Below are 16,770 nucleotides of genomic sequence, written 5' to 3'. Positions count from 1 at the left end.
TGCGTCTATTTGAGTACCGAACGAGGGTTGTTATACGTCACCAACATTTCCGGATTGATGGTTTGACCTTCCTGCAAATGGTCCATGCCACGCATCACGATCCGGTCGCCCGCCTTGAGTCCTTCCTTCACCAGGTAACTGCTGCCGCTTTTGCCCACAATCTGAATGGCTAACCTGCTCACTTTGTTTTTGTCATCCAATGCAAATACAAATACTTTGTCCTGCATTTCCAGCGTCGCCGCCGAAGGGACCAGCACCGCATCGCGATGATTGAGACCAAGCCTGACCTTGCCCGTATTACCGGACCGGAGTAATCCCTGTTGGTTCGGGAAACTCGCCCTGACCGTGATCGAACCGGTATTTTTATCAAACTGACCGTCAAAAACGTCTATTTTCCCTTTTTGGCTAAAGATGCTATCGTCACTGAGAATAAGATCCACTTCTGGTACATGTTTGATTTTTTCGCTTAACGAATTACCCGGGTATTGTGCTTTGAAATGGACAAAATCCTGCTCGCTCAGCGAAAAGTAAACGTGCAGCTGAGAAACATCCGATAGTTCGGTCAAAGGAGCGGGATCGGATGGCGCTACCAGTGTGCCCTGCTTTTTCATTAACCGGCCCACATATCCGTTCACAGGCGCTCGTATCGTGGTGTATCCCAGATTGATTTTGGTCGATGCAATGGCGGTCTGTGACTGTTCGAGCCGGGCTTTGGCCATTTGCAATGCAGCTTCTGCGATTTTGAGCTGATAATCTGATATGACCTTGTTTTGTACCAATGGTTTGAGTTTATCCGTCTCGATCTGCGCATTGATCAGCGATGCTTCGGCAAGGTGCATACCCGCGATCGCGGCATTTAGCTGCTCGCGATAAGGCAGCTCATTGATCTTAAAAAGCATTTGCCCCTTCCTGACAAAAGCGCCTTCATCCACCAAAACACGATCGATATAACCATTCACCTGCGGCCTGATCTGGACGTTTGCGACGGCTTCAATGCTTGCGGGATAATCATGATAGGTCGTGACTTGACCGGCACTCAGGCTTACAACCGGTACACTTGTCGGAGGCTGCGCCGTTTGAGGTTTTTCATTACCGGAGCAGGCCACCAAAAAGGCAACTGACAAACAAGTGACGATGTCAGCTAATTTGAATATGAACCGCTTTCCCATTTCCTGACTGGATTACAGATTTTCGTTGAGTACGTAAGAAGCCACTGAATGTTTTGTCATGATACACTCCTCTCGGGAGCGGGCATGTCGAATCCGTTTAAAATCACGGCGATCAGGCAGTAGCCGCTGATCAAAAATAGGAGTTCGCCTACACCGTCTTTTCCAAGCAGCTGCACCGCATGGTTATAAGTTGAATCGGGAATAATGCGGCTGTTGACGAGCGCATAAGCCATGTCATGCGCAATGGTTTCCTGCTCGGTTAACCCGTTGGGGTGACTACCGGCTGCAAGTGAGGCGATAATGCCGGGCGAAAGGCCAAAAGCTTCGGCCATGATCTCGTGGGCATATAGCTCAAACCGCGAACCAAAAGCACCGCCGACTGTCAGGATTGCCACTTCTCGCACCGTCTTCCCAAGCGTTGCGTGGGTGTCCAGGGTCCGGAGAAAACTTAAAGCCGGGATACCAAACTGCGGAAAATGCAGCATCGGGGCAAAAGGCCCCAATAATGCACCCTGCTCGTCGATCATCACGACCTGACTCTGGCTTCTACCCACTAAACCGGCGATCTCATCATGCACGTAGCGGAGCTCAGCATTGAGTGTTTCTGGTGGTAAAGGTTTGATACGCATATAGGGTGTTAACTTATTGTAATTCATTGGTAAACTGGCCGTCAATCAGAATAAAGGCCACGCGGCAGGGTTCGCCCGACCGGTTGGCCCAGGCGTGGTTGGTACCGCGCTGGATGATGATGTCACCGGCTTTGGCCGTTGTTTCGCCCCGGTCGACGATCAATGTCAGCTCACCTTCCAGCACAATCCCGTAGTCGATGGTTTGGGTTCGGTGCATCAAAGGGTGTGCAGCTCCCTCTCCGGATGTGGACGCTTTCTCACCGCCCATAGATTTGAATTTAGCTGCCGCTTCCTCTTTGCTAAGATTCCGGATCTCTTCCCCTTCGGGTGGGAAATCAATAACCCTGATGCGCGTGCCGCCTTTGGGTGGGGCCAATACCAGGCTGGTTTCATCGGGATCTTCCGGCCTGCTGCCGACCAATGCCGGTGACTGCCAGGTACTCCAAACCTCATGAAACCTGGCACCATGCGGGCCGCCGATCATATAGGTCCGCTCAGGCGAAGCTTCCGACAGGATAATGGCTTTCCCGTCCGCATCGTGACCTGTCACAATGCGCTTGAATGTTTTTTGCTGCTCCATGCTTGTTACTTTTTAACTATTCTTTTCTTGAAAACATATACCCCCAGGTAATGGAACAATATGCCTATCGCCCAGGCGGGTGTAGACCACAACGGCCAGGGATAGGACCTGTCCGTCAAGTACCATACTGCCCATATAGCCGGAGTGACGAGGAGGAAAACGAGCAAATGGATCCTGAAACCCTTCCTCGGATCGACAGGTGCAGGTGCATCCAGGTTAGTTTGATTTCTCATAAATCTCAGTTTTTTTGGTTAACGGTGTTCCATCGGTTTGGTTTGCCTGCTTTCGAAATTTTGTCTGTACCGGCGAATGATCCATTTATACGCATCGTTTTGTTCCGGCGGGTTGATGCTGAAATGCTCCATGAACCAGGCACAGCTTCCGGTATCATGCAACATTTATAGCTAATCTTGCCTTGCAGTTACAGAAATAAATGCGGGTGATCTGACCCAATCGGAACCCAGGATTTTGGGGGTAAGAAACTTCATTCCGGTATGAATCAACTTCCTGTACAAATTTACGACATCGCACACCGTCTGGAAAAGGACGTAAATCACAAAAAAAGTGTGACCGGACTCACACTTGAGGTATTCAGATATGCATGGCAAAAGATGACGGAATTGAGGCAGCCCGATGGAAACTGTCACCTGGGCGTCAGAAAGCATTAAACGGGGTCGAAAACATTTCGACCCCGTCTAATGGCGGCTTTTATATAGTTCCCGAGATTGCTGACTAAAGATCAGTAACCGGGATTTTGCACCAGTGCGGGATTCAAAAGCATGGCCGAATTGGGGATTGGAAAAATACGTTTGTTTATGTCGGCATCCGTTTTATATCCCCATTTATTTTCAAATTTTCCATAGCGGATCATGTCGTTTCTATGCCACATTTCTGAGGCAAACTCGCGTGCCCTTTCCTCATAAATCGTTTCAAGCGTTACAGCCGAAAACGGCGTTGCCTGCCTCGCTGTCCTGATCGAATTAACCAGAGATAATGCGGTTGCCCCGGAAGTGGCGGTGCCACCTCTTTGGATCGCCTCCGCCTTCATGAGGATGGCATCGGAATAACGGAAAATGGGTACGTCGTTGTTCTGGTTTCTGTTAAGGGAAGTAGCATCCGGATGGAACTTTATATTGCGGTAACCCATATTCCAGGCAAGCTCGTCGTTTCCGACATCGAAAGAAGCAACGTCCTGTCTCAAAATAACTTCCGGCGTAATGTTGATCTGATAAGTATAGGGAGCGGAAGGATCCGAACCGGCATAAAACTGGTCATAGCCTTTCTTCGTAGTCGTCACGGTTACAGGCCTGCCGTCGTCGTAATACTGCAGACCTGTGAGCCATTCCTTATTCCTGATATCGGTTGCGTCGTTGAAATATTTGTAAAATTCCGGCAGCGTGCTTACCGCCGCATCAGGCGTAAACGGCATCTTGAATTTTGCAACCATGCCTCTCGGGACGTCATAGCGCGAATGCAGGTTAGTAGCCCTGAAAGGGAAACTATTGGTAGCCGTTGCGTCAAAAGGAATTGCAAAAATGAATTCCTTCATGGCAGGACCGTTGTCGGGATAAAACATTTTCAGATATGAAGAGGCGGGTTCCAGCGCGAATTTACCGGAATTGATGATTTCGTCACAGGCGGCGATGCACTCTGCATAACGGGAAGTTCCTGTGTATACTTCGGCATTGAGATACATCTTGGCCAGCAAAGCCTGGGCAAGGTATTTGGTTGGACGTCCGTAAGTCGAAATATCCACTGCGTCGCTCAAATCAGGAAGCGCAGCTTTGATCTCGGTTTCAAGAAATGTAAAGACTTCTGCACGTTTTGCGTTGGGGTGCGCGCTGTAATCTCCGTAAGTCGTGATAATGGGCACGTTTCCAAAACTGTCCATCATCCAGAAATAGGCAAGTGCGCGCACCATTTTGAGTTCGGCCAGGCTCTGGCTTTTGGATGTCCCTTCGGGCATATTGGTTTCCAGGATTGCAAGTGATTGGTTAACTGTCCCGATGATGGTGCTCAGCCATGTCCAGTTTCCTGTTACTGTACTGTGGTCTTTTGTCCAGGTATGCAAATGCAGGTCCTTAAACTCCGCGCCATTATACCAGTTACCGCCCTTGGCAGGAAATATGGCTTCGTCGGTACTTAAAGTTTGTAAGTGAAAAAATTCGACCGAAATATTCCCGCGGAGTGCTACATAAGCCGGACCGGCCGCGCTGATAAACTGCGATACGTCAGTAGGGAAAACATCGGGTGTCAACTCGGACGTTACGGGTACATCCAGGTCATGGCAGGAAACCAAGGTTCCCAGCAAAATCGCCGAAAGGATTGTTTTGATATATGTCTTTTTCATGAGATCTAAATTTTTGAAAATCAGAATGATACATTCACTCCTAAAAGGAAAGTTCTTGTTTTAGGATAGAAGTTGTTCGAATCTACGCCTGGAGCAAGTCCGCCCTGATTAATTTCAGGATCTACGCCAGTGTACTTCGTAATCACAAACAGGTTGTTTACGGAAGTATAGATACGCAGGTTTTTCATGCCTGAACCGATGTTTTTGAAGTTATAACCCAGAGTAGCATTGTCAAATCGCAGATAGCTTCCGCTTTCGACAAACCTGGAAGAGTACTGATACGAGTTATAGTCGGCCATGGATTCGCCTGCCGCGTCAGCCAGTATGTTGGTGTATTGCGCGGTGTTTGGCCTGAACAAATCCGCACGTGTGGCGTTGAATATCTTATTCCCAAAAGCGCCCCGCAGGAAAACATTCAGGTCAAAGTTTTTGTAACGGAAGTTGTTTGTCCAGCCGGCCAGCAGTTTTGGCTGTGCATTGCCAATGTACTTGTAGTCAACCCCGATGGAGGGGGTCGTCGTCAATTGACCATCTCCCCCGACAAACTGTGAAACGCCATCTGCGTTTTTACCAGCATATTGCAGAGAGAAAAACTGACCAAGCGGTTTTCCTGCTTTAAGGATTTCAAGCGAATGGCTCGACTGCCCCAAACCTTCCGGATAAGCAAGTAACACGGAATCACCCCCTGCAAAAAGCGGGTTTGAAAGGCTTGTTACCGTATTTTTGTTGTGGGCCAAATTCAATCCCGTCGACCATTTGAACGGGCCTTTATCGGAAACAACTACGCTCAGGCTCAGCTCTATCCCTTTGTTATTGATACTTCCCCCATTGGTCGTGATTTTGCCCGTAGGTACCAGGATCGGATCCACGCTATAGGAATAAATCATACCAGTCGTGTTTTTATTGTATAATTCCAAAGTACCGCTCAGCCGGCCGTTCAGCACAGCAAAGTCCAGTCCGAGATTGCTGGTCGCTGTTTTCTCCCACTTCAAATCCGCGTTGGCTGCCTGCGTTGGCCCAAGGGCTGCTGTAAGTGTCCCGTTGTAATAGTAAGTCCCAAGGCTTCCCGACAAAAATTTGGTTGTATATGCTCCAAAGCCTGTGGCATTACCAGTCACGCCATAACTCGCACGCAACTTAAGGTCACTGAAAATTTTCTGTCCGCCCATGAATTCTTCTTCGCTGACCCTCCATGCTGCGCCCACCGACGGGAAATAGCCCCATTGGTTGTTTTTCCCAAAAACCGAGCTGCCATCCCTTCTTACGGATCCCTGCAAAAGGTATTTGTTTCTGAAATTGTAATTAAGCCGCGCGAAGTCGGAGATCAAACGTGTCTGCTGGTAAATTCCGTCCACTCCAAAACCGATCTGGAAACCTGAAATGCCATACGGGTTGCTCAATGCCAGGTTGTTATAACTGATGTTATCAACCGGCAAATTACTGGTTGTAACCTGAAAACCTTCACCGATAATGTAATCCTGCCATGAATAACCGACAACGGCGTTTAGCGAATGATCGCCAAATTCCTTATTCCAGGTCAGGAATGTTTCAAGGATTTTACTTGAATTACGATATGAACTCCTGTTTGCCTGTCCGTTGGCGCCAAATGATTGCTGGGTATGATATCCCAATCCAGGTTCGGGATTGTCATACATGTTATTGTAATGATCCGTGAAGTATTTGTTATAATAAGTGCCTCCCAGTGAGGTAGTATTCAGGTAGGATAAATTCAGGTTATAGAGTAAACCGAACGGCAACTTCACCTCGGTAGTGAAACTTCCGGTCAGGTTATTGGTTTTGGTACTGTTCTCGCTGTTGTGGATCATGGACACAGGATTGTAATAATCTGTGTGGTCCAGATTTTCAAAATAACTTCCATCTGCATTTTTAACGGGGGAAACCGGTAAATGAAGCGCAGATTGAAGCAGAACAGTGTTACGGAAAGGAATATCCCTGGCTGTACTATTTGAGTTTGTAACAGTCAGTCCGAACTTGATTTTGTCTTTGAATGCGTATTGTTGGAGCGATAAACGTCCTATGAAGCGTTTTAAAGAGCTATTCAACATAATGCCTTCCTTGTTTACGTAGTTCAAACTGGCGCTGTAAGTGCTATGGTCATTCCCGCCGCTGAATGAAATGTTGTGATTTGTAGAAACCGCGGTTTTCCGTTGGACTGCCGATTGCCAGTCTGTGTCAGCTCCCAGGTCGTCTTTGGGAGACAGGCCAACGCCATTGTTGTCAAGAAACGTCCGCAGCTGCGCGCCCGTCATCATATCCAGTTTATTAGAAACCTTCTCAATTCCTACAAAACCATTATAAGTAACCTTCGACTCCCCTTTTTTGCCTCTTTTTGTCGTCACCATAATCACGCCGTTCGCGGCACGGTTTCCATAAATTGCCGTCGCGGCGGCATCTTTGAGAATATCGATCGAAGCGATATCGTCTGGTGCAATGGTTGCGATATCGGCACCCGGGATATTGTCGATCACATAAAACGGTCCCTGCGAACTGTTAATGGTAGACGCGCCGCGAAGTACGACAGCAGCGGGTTTGTTCGGGTCGCCATTGGCCGTGATGTTCAACCCCGGCACTTTGCCTTGCAAAAGCTGGCCTACATCTGTGATGGCCCCTTTGTTCATTTCTTCCGCTTTAACCGTAGTCACAGCACTGGTAAGTGTCTTCCGTGACTGGGTACCGTAACCCACTACGGCAACCTCGCCCAAAGTGGTGTTACTTTCTGAAAGCGAAACGGAAATGTTGCTTTGCTTGCCTACCAATACTTCCTTCGTGTCAAAACCAATGTAAGAGAAAACGAGCACGTCGGTTTCGGCAGCGTTCACCGAGAAGTTCCCGTCTGCATCGGTGGTTGTACCCAATTTACTGGCCTTAACAACCACAGTAACACCGATCAAAGGTTTGCCGTCGGAGCCGAGCACCTGGCCTTTGATGATTTCCAGGACCTGCTTTACCGGCGGGACTACCTTTGGCAGCTTTCGGGGTTGAAGTACAACCGTTTGATCTACAATCGAATAATCGAAGGGCTGGTTTTTCAGGACTTTCTTGAGTGCCTCTTCCAGATCGCTGTCTTTGATTGAAACGGTAATCCTCTCGGCCTTCGACATCAGCTCGGTTTTATACCAGAAAGAATAACCGCTCTGCCTTTCGATGTCTTTCAAAACCCTTTCCAGGGAGGCATTTTGTGCCACCAGCGTGATTTTCTGGGCCGAGCTGCTGGCGCTCACCTGTATGCAAAATCCCAGACAAAAAGTGAAGATTAATTTCATAACCAAAATGGTTTTGGTTGCCAGGAGGCGATGGTAACCGTCGGCTATATACGACGGCCTTCCCCTCTTTTGGAAAAAAGAGTTGTGATTCATAATTTTGATTTGAGTTGTTACTGAACGGTTTGAGACAATTGCGAAGTAATGCCGGCTCTTTTGAGCGGGAGCGCGCCAACGTTCCCGCTCTTTTTTAGAGGCAGCACCTTTTTTCCTACATGCTGCTGGTGCTATTTTGCCATATATTTACGGGTTGGTTTTACGGTGTCACAATAATTGATTTTCCTTCAATTCTGAATTTCACGCCACTTAGCGTCAGTATTTTCAAGACTTTGGAAACATTCCCGTTTCGCGGCAAACGCCCCGTAAAGGTTTCTTTCCCAGGGTCTCCTTCATAGGTCACCTCCACATCGTACCATCTGGAAATCTGCCGCATGATATTTTCCAGATTGTCGTCCTGGAATTGAAAGTAGCCGTTTTTCCAGGCCATTTCTTTATCGGTATCCACGTCGGCGACGACACGAATGTTGCCGGAAATGTTCCTGATCCGCGCCTGCTGCCCCGGCGACAACATGGCTGACCTGCCAGCCCGGCTTACTTTCACCGAGCCCTCTAGAAGCGTCGTTTTCAAGACATTTTCATCCGCATAGGCCATTACATTGAAGTGAGTACCCAATACGGCGATCTCCGTACTGCCTGCCTGTACCAGGAAAGGAATCGCGGCATTGTGCGCGACTTCGAAATAGACTTCTCCGGTGATTTCCACTTTACGCTCCCTGCCGGTAAAAACAGTCGGGAACCTTAAACTCGACGCAGCATTGAGCCATACTTTCGAACCGTCGGGCAACACCACGTGGTACTGCCCACCCTTCGGCGTGGTGACGGTATTAAAAACAACCGCCCCGTCGTTGCGTCCCGAAGGATCATAAATGAGCTCGTCTTTGCCGGATTTACTGATCCGGGTATTTCCCTGACTGGCCAGGCTCCCATTTTTCGCATTGTCGAGCACAATGCTCGATCCATCGCTGAGTGTAAGGATCGCCTTATTCCCGCCAGGAGGGATGTCTGCAAGCTGAACTTTGGCCGCCGGTTGTTGAGCGAGCCGTTTTTCGGACCTTTCCAGCCACCAGTATAACCCGAGCGAGAGAACCACGATTGCGGCCGCAGCCATTTTGTACCAGAGAAAACGCGCTGGTATGTTTTCCTGCGCTTCTTCTTCCATGGAAGATGCGGGAAGGATGTTTGCCAGGATCCTGTCGGAAACTTGCCCGGGCATTCTGATCCCGCTTTCAAATGTATCCCATTCGTTTTCCAGCGCGCCAGCGAGTACGTGATCAGGATTTTCTTTTATCCAGCGTGCGAGCTCTTGCTTCTCGGCTTCGCTGCACGTGCCTTCAAAAAATTTGCTCGTCAGATCACGTATCCTTTCCGTATACATCAATTATTCTAAATTATGCCAGGTCGCTTATTTTGTATTCGGCTGATGGTCGTTTTTGCCAATGCTTTATACGTCGATTTGACGTATCGCCAAATAAAAGACAAATGGGAGGTTCCGGGGGACTAGTGGGGATTAAAAAAAATAAAAATTATTTCATGAACGCCGCCGCGCATGCGAGGAAGATGAATGCATCCGCGTGGCTGCGAAGCTGCGTGCGGATTGTGGACATAGCCTGAACCAGGTGATTTTTGACGGTATTCGGGGAAATTTTGAGGAGGCTTGCTATTTCTTCGTGGGTTTTGCCTTCCTCACGACTCAGGCGGTAGATCAGTTTTTGCTGCGCCGGAAGTTTGTCAATGAGCTCACCGATCAATTTTTCGGTTTCCCTCATCGCCACCATATCCTCTGTGTGATTATGCGATGGATCGACCTGAAACATTTCGGCAATGATCAGCGTCTCGTGCGACATTCTGCGAAAATGGTTGATCACATGGTTTTTCGACATCCGAAAGAGATAGCTTCCGAAATTATCAATGTGGGCCAGCGCCTGACGATCGTTCCAGAGCTTCATAAATACATCCTGCACGATGTCCTCCGCCAGCATTTCCGCTTTGGTGAGGCCGAGCAAGTAGGCGTAGAGCTTGTGTTTGTAAAGATGAAAAAGCGAAGCAAAAGCCTGCTGATCCGCTTCAGATGAAGCCAGCAGCAACGATTTCTCTGTACTTATACTTTTTTCTGGCACACCCAATACGGAATAGAAAAACAGTAAAATACAAAATAGCAGAATTTTATTCTAAAAATGGAAGATTATTACAAATAAACCGCAGCGGATCCGGTTCTTGCCACTGGGTAGTCCGGTCTCGGGGCCTGTCCCTCACGGTCCGCTGCGTGCTTATCATAACCGTCCTGGATTTGGCATCATTAAGTTTGCCTGGCATACCGACAAGTGCGGTACCAATTCTGATGTGTTCGTAACAGAATTGATATGGAGGAATGCAAAACGGTTTCACCGAATACTTCTTCTTATCCTGCTAAGTGAGGATTGCGTGATTCCGAGATAGGAAGCCAGATAAGAAAGCGGCACACGGTGAGCCAGGCCTGGGAATTTTTCAAGAAAGGAGAGATAGCGCTCTTTCGCGTCCTCCGACATCATGGGGCTGATCTTATTCACTTTATCTGCCAAACCCTTGGCGGTTATTTTCGCAATGATGTGATCCCATTCGATGATCGTCATCGACAACTCCCTCATTGCATTTTTGGAAAAAACGATGTACGAGCAATCTGTAACAGCCTGGATATATTCAGTCGATGGGATTTCCTGATTGTAGCTATTGATGTCAGCCAAAAAATGGTTTTCCTCCATGAAATACTTTGTAATCTCATCGCCCTTGTTATTGTAATAACAAATTCTCATGATCCCTTCAGTCAAGAAAATAATCTCACGGGGTATTTTCCCGGCTTCCTGAAAATATTCGTCTTTTTTGATTTCTTTAAACACAACTTTACTGCTGATCAAGTCAATTTGCGTGGTGTTCAGATTGCCGAATTGCAGTAAATGCTTGATAAGTGCGTCCATGGCGACTATTTCATTTGGCTCATTACCATTCTGTCAAATAGTTTATCCGACAACATTTTCCTGAAAAACAGCATCAGTTTTGCTCCCGAGCCACCCACATATCTGGTTTTTGGGTTGTGCGCCTCGATCCCCTCTCTGATGAGTTTTGCAATGACGGCCGGTTCGGCAGCGTCCTTTTCGATCGTGGCGTACATTTTACTTACGCCTTTGGCCAATGGACCGTATGCCGTGTTTCCCGAAACGCTCATCATGTATTCGGAACCAAGTGCCACCATTTCTGATTTTGTGCCTCCCGGCTCGATGACAATCACATCGATCCCGAAGGGTTTTACTTCTTTGCGAAGTGCATCGCTCAAACCCTCAATGGCAAATTTACTTGCGTGATACCACCCGCCCAGGGGCAACGTTACCTTACCACCCACCGATGAAATATTGACGATTTTCCCGAAGTGATTTTTCCGCATGGTTGGCAGCACCAATTGCGTCAGGCGGGCGACACCAAAAAGGTTTACTTCCAGCTGATATTTCGCGTCGGATATCGGCATATCTTCCAGCGCACCATAATAGCCCGATCCCGCATTGTTGACCAGGATGTCTATGCTTCCTGTCTCTCCCAAAATTTGTTCAACACACGCGATAAGACTTTCTTCCCTGGTAACATCCAAAGAAATTGGCTTTATTCCGTATGCCTTCAAATCCTGCATTTTTTCAATTCTGCGGGCCGCACCATACACTTGGTAGCCATTTTGTGCCAGATCTACGGCTGTTGCTCTCCCTATTCCTGCCGAGGCCCCTGTAACTAAGACTGTCTTTCCCATTTTTTCGATTTTTATATCAGATATAGGGCAAAGGTGCCGCTATAGGAAATGGAATAATTTGTCATTTGACAAAAAGCGATCCGGTGTGTCAGCCCAGAGGTGAACGGATCATCCCTGGCATTCGGGCACTCGTTTCGTCAGGGGCCTATCAGGAGTCAACGGGTGGTATAATGTAATGTAACGACACCCGAGCCCAGCGTTTTTGATTCCAGCAATTTCAAATTACTCCTCCTTGTATTGGTGTCGAACAAACTGATCCCTTCTCCCATGATCACAGGATGCAGGGTCAGCTTGTACTCGTCTATCAGCCCGAGGTTCATCAAACTTTTGGCGAGACCGGGGCTGCCGAATATCACCAGGTCTTTGCCCGGCTGCTGTTTCAGTTTGTTCACCTCTTCTACGATGTTGTCTTTGATCAATGTCGTATTATTCCAATCCGCACTTTCCAATGTTGTCGAGAAGACAATTTTGGGAATTTCGTGCACCCATTTCGCATGTGCTGATTCATGCCCGCCTGCATTGGGGTCGTTTAAGATGGTGGGCCAGTAACCTGCCATTAAGTGGTAAGTGTTTTTGCCGTACACAGGAGCGCCCACTGTTTCTACTAGCTCCCCTGCATATTGTTGCAGCTCCCCATCATATGTCAAAAACCCAAGGCCGCCGTTGATGTCTCCGGCAAAACCATCAAGGGAAATGTGGGCAAATAAAACCAGCTTTCTCATTTTGGAATGTATTGTGTTTGTTTTGAAAGGAAATTCAGGCACAAAACTATCGCCTGAGCAACAGAATATTTATGGGGTTTCGGGACAACCAAGGGGGGCTATGGAGCCAATTATGGATGGATCTCTGCCACCTGAGCGGGGCCTGCCTGTCCCACGGCAGGCATATCACGAGACGACCAGGTGAACAACCAAAGAAATACAGATGGAGGATCATACCCTGAAACACCTGGCAGAAACAAACCCGGTACCATCCACCACGCGCAATGGAAACCCGACTAAAAAGATTCATGCCATGTCATAAAAAAAACCAATGGCTGATCAAGCGCCGCGCATTGGTCTTTCGCGGAATCACCGCGGAATTAATGGGATTTACTTTACTACCTCACTCACCAAAATGACGGGACTGATATTGGTGTAATTTGCAAAATCCGCACGGATGGCGTCCCTGTTGGGCGCAATTGCTGCTTGGTATTCGCTCAGGCTTTTTACATAAAATGTACCAATGGCCATAAAAGGCAGTGGTTGGTTGGGGATACCGCTGGCGACGCCTTTTTCAATGGTGTATTTAATCAAATTGGATCCCAAAAACCCTGCTACCATAGGCATATGCCTGGTTTCATAATATTCCATATTGAAGGTTATGCCTTCGGCATAAGGGTACATGACAGATACTTTGATGAGGCCTTTTTCAACAACAGCCGCGTTCTGTTTTTCCTGGCTAAATGCAGTTGAACAAGTGGTTAAAAGGAAAAGCGATACAAGTAGTTTCAATTTCATGGTTGGTTTATTTAAGTGATAAAATTATATCCGGCGAATTTATCTGAGGTTTCTAAATGTTGGCAGCGTATTATGCATCAGTGACTTAAATGTCGCAAATGTGTTTCAATCAACAGCCAAATATAAATTTTAGCGGGCTATTCCCGCGAGGCCAGATTCTTTTTAATGCGGCTCAGGGTTTCCGGAGCAATACCCAGGTAAGAAGCGATCAGGTTTTGAGGGACGCGCTCGATCATCTTTGGGTTTGATTCAGCCAATTGAACATACTTTTGTTCGGCAGAATGGGTAATCGAACTCATCAGTCGCCGCTCCTTTGTAACAATACTATTTTGGTAAAGTATACGGAAATAGCGATCCATAATTGGGACAGTCTCCGTTAATGCTTCATAATTTTCCCGGGATATCAGCAACAACTCCGAATCTTCGATGGCATCAATGTTAAAAACCGCTGGTTCGCCCGACAGGAAGCTGTTGAAATCGGACAACCACCATCCCTCCCAACCGAAGACACTCATGTGCTCGTCGCCTTTGTCATCTACATTGTAAGTACGAAGCAATCCTCTCGATACAAAGGCCAAATGTTTGCACACATCGCCCTCCTGCAACAAATACTGCCGTTTTCTTAGTTTTTTGGAAACAAAAAAGGCCTTTATCGCTTCTTTATCAGGGTCTGAAAGCGAAACTTTTTTCTGAATGTGCTGAAAAAGTACATCAATCATGGCTAAACTGTTTGTTGCTGGCAAAGATATGAACGCTTGATTTAGATCAAGTGCATGAGTTGACACAGGTCAATTTCCATCGCTTTCGCAACTGGTACCTTTGTGACAACAGATTAAGCTTTTCAAAATTTAATATAGATGACAAATGTTGCATTGGTGGTGGGCGCTACCGGTATTACCGGAAGTAACCTCGCCGAAAAATTGATTGAAAAAGGCTGGATTACCTATGGCCTCTCCCGTAATCCCAATCCCAATATTGCAGGCTTGAAACCTATTGCAGCCGACTTGCTCAGTACCGTCGATTTGGCAGCTAAGCTGGCCGGCGTCACGCCGACCCACGTTTTCCTTACGAGCTGGATGCGCCATGATACGGAGGCCGAAAATATCCGTGTCAACAGCGCGATGGTCAGAAATTTGCTGGCATGTCTTTCTCCCAAAAAGTCGGTGCAGCATGTTGCATTGGTAACCGGACTAAAACATTATCTGGGACCTTTTGAAGCGTATGCAAAGGCGGGTACTTTGCCCGAAACACCTGTTCGTGAGGAGCATCCGAGACTGGATCTCGAAAACTTCTATTATGCGCAGGAAGATGAAGTTTACGCGGCTGCGGACCGGGACGGTTTCAGCTGGAGTATTCACAGGCCGCATTCGGTGGTGGGCAAAGCGGTTGGCAATTTGATGAATATGGGCACTACGCTTGCCGTTTATGCGAGCATTTGTAAGGAAACGGGAAGACGATTTCAATTCCCGGGATCGGCTGTGCAATGGAACGGGTTATCGGATGTGACGGACGCGCAGCTTCTTGCCGAACATATGATCTGGGCGGCCACCACTGAGGCCGCTCACAATGAGGCATTCAATGTTGCCAACGGGGATGTTTTCCGCTGGAAGTGGCTTTGGGAACAAATTGCAGATTGGTTTGCAATCGAATCCGCCGGTTTTGATGATGTTATCCATCCTTTGGAAGAAGAAATGGCGGGCGACGCTCCGGCCTGGAAAGAGATTGCGGACAGATACAGCCTGAAAGAATCCGATATCAATCGTCTGGCTTCCGCCTGGCACACCGATCTTGACCTGGGCCGGCCGATGGAGGTCATGACGGATATGTCCAAAAGCCGCAAGCTTGGTTTCAAGGAGTACCAGGATACACGTGACTCTTTTTTTAATTTATTCGAAAAGCTGAGATCGGAGCATTTGATTCCCTAGGATTTCGTAAACCTCAGAGAGCATTGCGGAAAATAACCAGGCGTAAGGGTTGTTAAAATCAAATGCCCTTACGCCACATAAAACTTCACGCACAATAAGGTGGAAATTGCCCCATGGCCAATTAGCCCTTGGTGCGGTATAACGTCCCGTTTTCGACGACGTACAACATACCATCCAAAGCCACGATGAGCGTTACATCCTTTAAGAGCCCGCGCTCGCCCACTTGCTCATACTTACCGCTCATATCCGTTTTGTAGAGCGTGCCGTCCTTTTCGACACTCCACAGAAACCCCCGGTCGGCCACCATCGCTACCGTGCTTTCCCAATCCCCTTTTGCGCCAACCTGCTGCCAGCGCATGGCCGCGATGCTGGTTTTGTACAGCGTACCATTTTCAACGGTCCACAGGTAATCGCCCATGGACTCCAGCATGTCGGCATTGGTAAATTCGCCGTCGCCGCCAATTTGTTTCCAGGTGCCGCTTTTAGCCGTTTCGTAGAGGGTGCCACTGGTTTCGATGCTATATAGTTTTCCCTTCAGAGCAACCATTGCTTCGGTATCTTTCCAATCGCCGGTTGTGCCAACCTGCTTCCAGGCTACCGTAGTGGGGTTAGTCCGGTACAAAGAGCCATCTTCAACAGTCCATATTTCGCCGTCCATCGTTACCAATACATCGGCGTTATCAAAATCGCCTTTCTTGCCTAACTGCTCGTAGGTGCCCTGTTTATCCGTCTGGAATAAGGTCCCGTCCTTTTCGATACTGTAGAGATGACTGTTCAGGGCAACCACCGCTACGGTACTTTCCCAGTCTCCTTTTTTACCGACTTGCTCCCATCGCTGGGCATTCACTATTTGAAATACAGAGCCGATAGCGATGATCAGCAGGCTAAATGAAAGTTTTTTCAATGTGTTTGGGAGTACAGTTTGAAAGGACACCTCGGCATGAGGCAGCAAATAGTTGCACGGGCGGCAATGTAGGTAATTTTAGTTGGATGCGCTATCAGTGTCAAAAACTACTGGTTAGCTTTCACGTTATGGGGAAACCGGCCGGGCCGGGCTTTCTCCGGCTTCTCCGGCTTCTCCGGATTGAAATCCGGAGATATGAAATCGGGCGAGCCTCTGGCTCTCGCATATCCCAGGAGCCAGAGGCTTGCCCGATTTCCCTGGGGATAGTTTTTAATCTCTCACAACCATATTGCCCCGGGTCTTTCTGCTCTCACCTTATATCTGTTGCGTAACTTGCATTGCAAAGCCTGTAAATTATACGACGACTTCCCTGTGGATTTATATAAATTGCTTTTTCAAATGGGCCGGTTGCAGGTGCAATTGAGGTAAGTGATTATTTAATGAGCAATAACAGTCCCGGCAGAAAGCCGCATGATTTTACGTGTCATGGGTGAGTATAACAACGGGAGGGGCGATCGGGTTGGTTTTTGTGAGTTGGAAGTGGTATGATGAACCGGTGAGGGGTTGGTTACAAAGGAAGCTGAAATAGCGAAAATGGGCGGTC

General features: G+C 47.9%; 17 protein-coding genes. 2 read left to right on the top strand and 15 right to left on the bottom strand.

Translation table 11 applies throughout. From position 1 onward, the window contains the following. Positions 1 to 5 precede the first annotated feature (5 nt). The 5 genes from AC1XUF_RS24320 to AC1XUF_RS24300 are packed head-to-tail and all read right to left on the bottom strand — an operon-like array spanning position 6 to position 2,776. Complete coding sequence (locus AC1XUF_RS24320; RefSeq protein WP_483344457.1) at positions 6 to 1,169, bottom strand: efflux RND transporter periplasmic adaptor subunit; 1,164 nt, start codon at positions 1,167 to 1,169, stop codon at positions 6 to 8. 56 nt (positions 1,170 to 1,225) lie between these two features. Then, positions 1,226 to 1,798 carry a carboxymuconolactone decarboxylase family protein gene (locus tag AC1XUF_RS24315; protein ID WP_483344456.1) on the bottom strand — a complete coding sequence of 191 codons (573 nt, stop codon included), beginning with the start codon at positions 1,796 to 1,798 and terminating at the stop codon, positions 1,226 to 1,228. 13 nt (positions 1,799 to 1,811) lie between these two features. Further along, a complete protein-coding gene (locus AC1XUF_RS24310) occupies positions 1,812 to 2,378 on the bottom strand; it encodes a cupin domain-containing protein (protein ID WP_483344455.1) in 567 nt (188 codons plus the stop codon). Between the two features lie 5 nt (positions 2,379 to 2,383). Then, positions 2,384 to 2,611 carry a 2TM domain-containing protein gene (locus tag AC1XUF_RS24305; protein WP_483344454.1) on the bottom strand — a complete coding sequence of 76 codons (228 nt, stop codon included), beginning with the start codon at positions 2,609 to 2,611 and terminating at the stop codon, positions 2,384 to 2,386. An 18-nt stretch (positions 2,612 to 2,629) separates the two neighbouring features. Further along, positions 2,630 to 2,776: a hypothetical protein gene (locus AC1XUF_RS24300; RefSeq protein ID WP_483344453.1), complete on the bottom strand. Its 147-nt coding sequence runs from the start codon at positions 2,774 to 2,776 to the stop codon at positions 2,630 to 2,632. A 96-nt stretch (positions 2,777 to 2,872) separates the two neighbouring features. On the opposite strand from AC1XUF_RS24300, the gene AC1XUF_RS24295 reads away from it, so the two are divergent. After that, positions 2,873 to 3,046 carry a hypothetical protein gene (locus AC1XUF_RS24295; RefSeq protein WP_483344452.1) on the top strand — a complete coding sequence of 58 codons (174 nt, stop codon included), beginning with the start codon at positions 2,873 to 2,875 and terminating at the stop codon, positions 3,044 to 3,046. A gap of 71 nt (positions 3,047 to 3,117) precedes the next feature. On the opposite strand, the gene AC1XUF_RS24290 is transcribed toward AC1XUF_RS24295, so the two are convergent. The 9 genes from AC1XUF_RS24290 to AC1XUF_RS24250 all read right to left on the bottom strand — a co-directional run bounded on the left by AC1XUF_RS24290 (position 3,118) and on the right by AC1XUF_RS24250 (position 14,056). Beyond that, complete coding sequence (locus AC1XUF_RS24290) at positions 3,118 to 4,728, bottom strand: RagB/SusD family nutrient uptake outer membrane protein (protein WP_483344451.1); 1,611 nt, start codon at positions 4,726 to 4,728, stop codon at positions 3,118 to 3,120. A gap of 20 nt (positions 4,729 to 4,748) precedes the next feature. After that, positions 4,749 to 8,012: a TonB-dependent receptor gene (locus AC1XUF_RS24285; protein ID WP_483344450.1), complete on the bottom strand. Its 3,264-nt coding sequence runs from the start codon at positions 8,010 to 8,012 to the stop codon at positions 4,749 to 4,751. Between the two features lie 253 nt (positions 8,013 to 8,265). Continuing rightward, complete coding sequence (locus AC1XUF_RS24280) at positions 8,266 to 9,444, bottom strand: FecR family protein (RefSeq protein ID WP_483344449.1); 1,179 nt, start codon at positions 9,442 to 9,444, stop codon at positions 8,266 to 8,268. 148 nt (positions 9,445 to 9,592) lie between these two features. Next, positions 9,593 to 10,186: an RNA polymerase sigma-70 factor gene (locus tag AC1XUF_RS24275; protein ID WP_483344448.1), complete on the bottom strand. Its 594-nt coding sequence runs from the start codon at positions 10,184 to 10,186 to the stop codon at positions 9,593 to 9,595. 264 nt (positions 10,187 to 10,450) lie between these two features. Continuing rightward, a complete protein-coding gene (locus AC1XUF_RS24270) occupies positions 10,451 to 11,020 on the bottom strand; it encodes a Crp/Fnr family transcriptional regulator (protein ID WP_483344447.1) in 570 nt (189 codons plus the stop codon). 5 nt (positions 11,021 to 11,025) lie between these two features. Continuing rightward, positions 11,026 to 11,838, bottom strand: a complete 813-nt coding sequence (locus tag AC1XUF_RS24265; protein ID WP_483344446.1) for an oxidoreductase — start codon at positions 11,836 to 11,838, stop codon at positions 11,026 to 11,028. 155 nt (positions 11,839 to 11,993) lie between these two features. Further along, a complete protein-coding gene (locus AC1XUF_RS24260) occupies positions 11,994 to 12,560 on the bottom strand; it encodes a dihydrofolate reductase family protein (protein WP_483344445.1) in 567 nt (188 codons plus the stop codon). Between the two features lie 369 nt (positions 12,561 to 12,929). Next, positions 12,930 to 13,337: an EthD family reductase gene (locus AC1XUF_RS24255; RefSeq protein WP_483344444.1), complete on the bottom strand. Its 408-nt coding sequence runs from the start codon at positions 13,335 to 13,337 to the stop codon at positions 12,930 to 12,932. A 137-nt stretch (positions 13,338 to 13,474) separates the two neighbouring features. Next, positions 13,475 to 14,056: a Crp/Fnr family transcriptional regulator gene (locus AC1XUF_RS24250; RefSeq protein WP_483344443.1), complete on the bottom strand. Its 582-nt coding sequence runs from the start codon at positions 14,054 to 14,056 to the stop codon at positions 13,475 to 13,477. Between the two features lie 138 nt (positions 14,057 to 14,194). Here AC1XUF_RS24250 and AC1XUF_RS24245 point away from each other — a divergent pair, with 138 nt between their 5' ends. Beyond that, the gene (locus tag AC1XUF_RS24245) at positions 14,195 to 15,262 is read left to right on the top strand and encodes an SDR family oxidoreductase (RefSeq protein WP_483344442.1); all 1,068 of its coding nucleotides are present in this window, start codon (positions 14,195 to 14,197) and stop codon (positions 15,260 to 15,262) included. A 121-nt stretch (positions 15,263 to 15,383) separates the two neighbouring features. Here the strand turns inward: AC1XUF_RS24245 and AC1XUF_RS24240 are convergent, their stop codons facing one another. Beyond that, a complete protein-coding gene (locus AC1XUF_RS24240; RefSeq protein ID WP_483344441.1) occupies positions 15,384 to 16,166 on the bottom strand; it encodes a hypothetical protein in 783 nt (260 codons plus the stop codon). Positions 16,167 to 16,770: the final 604 nt, after the last annotated feature.

It is taken from the genome of Dyadobacter sp. HNCC25DJ185, assembly GCF_056895195.1.
This window is presented reverse-complemented; position numbering and strand designations above follow the sequence as displayed.